Consider the following 1,896-nt stretch of genomic DNA (forward strand, 5'->3'; position numbering starts at 1 on the left):
CCTCCCCGTCCAACCGCTCCCCCCGGTTGGATTGGAGGGGCCGACGCCAAACCCTTGCCCGCCCGCGCGGCACGGCAACGCCCGACCTCAGGAACCTCTGATATGACGGAATTTTCCGCCTCAACCGCCTCCCGCACGGGGCCCGCGCGCGGCATCGCTTCGCCGCAAACCTGTATCGCCGGGCTGCTTCTCATCGCCTTGGCAGGCCTCGCCTTTTGGCTTACCGCCGATTTGCCGCGCGGAACCTTACGGTCGGCGGGTCCCGGTATGCTGCCGCAGGCCTTAACGGTGCTGATTGCCCTATCGGGTGTGATTTTAACGATCACCGGCGTCATGACGCGGGGTGCGGCGATGCCCCTCTGGTCGTTGCGCGGCCCGCTGTGCATCACGCTTGCCATCGCCTGTTTCGCGCTGACGATCAAACCGATGTCCTTGGGCAGCCTCACGACGCCGGAACTGGGGTTGGTCGTGGCGGGACCGCTGACGATTTTCCTCGGTGGCTATGCCGCGCCGGGCGCGCGGTTTCGGCCCTTACTGCTGCTGGCGCTCACCCTGACGCCCCTCTGCATGCTGCTGTTCGGCGATATGCTGAACCTGCCGATTCCGCTGTTGCCGCAAGCCCTGGCAGAAAGCCTGTTTGCGGATTGGAGCTATAAGGGCGCGCTTCGCCTCACCGCAGCCGCGCTGCTGAGCGCCGCGCTGGCCGTTTTTCTGCTGACCCGCAACTGGGAGGCCCGCTAGATGGTTGATCTTTTCTCCAACCTCGGCCTTGGGTTGAGCGTTGCGCTCTCGCTGCAAAATATCGCCCTCTGCTTTGTCGGTTGTCTCGTCGGAACCCTCGTTGGGATTTTGCCGGGCGTCGGGCCGATTGCTACCATCAGCATGCTGCTACCGATCACCTTCGGGCTCGACCCGGTCGGCGCGCTGATTATGCTCGCGGGCATTTATTACGGTGCGCAATATGGCGGCTCCACCACGGCGATTTTGGTGAATATTCCCGGCGAGGCGACTGCCGTCGTCACCACGCTCGACGGGCACCAAATGGCCCGCCAAGGGCGTGCCGGGGTCGCGCTGGGGATTGCGGCCATCGGCTCCTTCATCGCCGGGACTTTCGCAACCCTGCTGATTGCGGCGCTCGGCGCACCGCTGACGAAATTAGCGCTGGTGTTCGGCCCCTCCGAATATTTCGCCCTCATGCTGATGGGCCTCGTCTTCGCCGTCGTGCTGGCCCACGGCTCGATTCTGAAGGCCATCGCCATGATCCTCGTCGGCACATTGCTTTCGACCGTGGGAACCGATCTCGGCACCGGCCAGGAACGCCTGACGCTGGGGCTGGAGTTTCTCTCGGACGGGATCGATTTTGCCGTGCTCGCTATGGGCATTTTCGGGATTGCCGAAATTCTGCGCAACCTCGATGCAGTGGAAAACCGCGATGTCGTGCGCGGTACCATCGGCCGTCTTCTCCCCTCGAAAGCCGATCTGAAGCAGTCTGCCGCCCCGATTGCGCGCGGCACGCTGATCGGCTCGATCCTGGGATTATTGCCCGGCAATGGCGCCGTGCTGGGGCCGTTCGCCACCTATTCGATGGAAAAGAAGCTGGCAAAAGACCCAAGCCGTTTCGGTAAAGGCGCAATTGAAGGCGTCGCAGGGCCGGAAGCGGCCAATAATGCCGGAGCCCAAACCTCCTTTATTCCTCTGCTGACGCTGGGAATTCCACCGAATGCGGTTATGGCCCTGATGGTAGGTGCGATGACCATTCACGGTATCATCCCCGGCCCACTGGTGATGACGCGTACCCCCGATTTGTTCTGGGGCATGATCGCCTCGATGTGGATCGGCAATCTGCTGCTGCTCATCATCAATCTACCGATGATCGGCCTCTGGGTACGATTGCTG

At 62.7% G+C, this 1,896-nt stretch carries 2 protein-coding genes; both read left to right on the forward strand.

Annotated features, from left to right (window positions below):
• Window positions 1-102: 102 nt before the first annotated feature.
• Complete coding sequence (locus VZ95_RS13380) at window positions 103-741, forward strand: tripartite tricarboxylate transporter TctB family protein (RefSeq protein ID WP_045776290.1); 639 nt, start codon at window positions 103-105, stop codon at window positions 739-741.
• Window positions 742-1,896, forward strand: a 1,155-nt coding sequence (locus VZ95_RS13385) for a tripartite tricarboxylate transporter permease (RefSeq protein ID WP_045776291.1), incomplete at its 3' end; no start/stop codon positions are given.

It is taken from the genome of Elstera litoralis (assembly GCF_000963705.1).
Taxonomy (GTDB): domain Bacteria; phylum Pseudomonadota; class Alphaproteobacteria; order Elsterales; family Elsteraceae; genus Elstera; species Elstera litoralis.

Excerpts from the sequence above, each read along its gene's own strand:
- VZ95_RS13380 (WP_045776290.1), top strand. The coding sequence starts at position 103 with ATGACGGAATTTTCCGCCTCAACCGCCTCCCGCACGGGGCCCGCGCGC.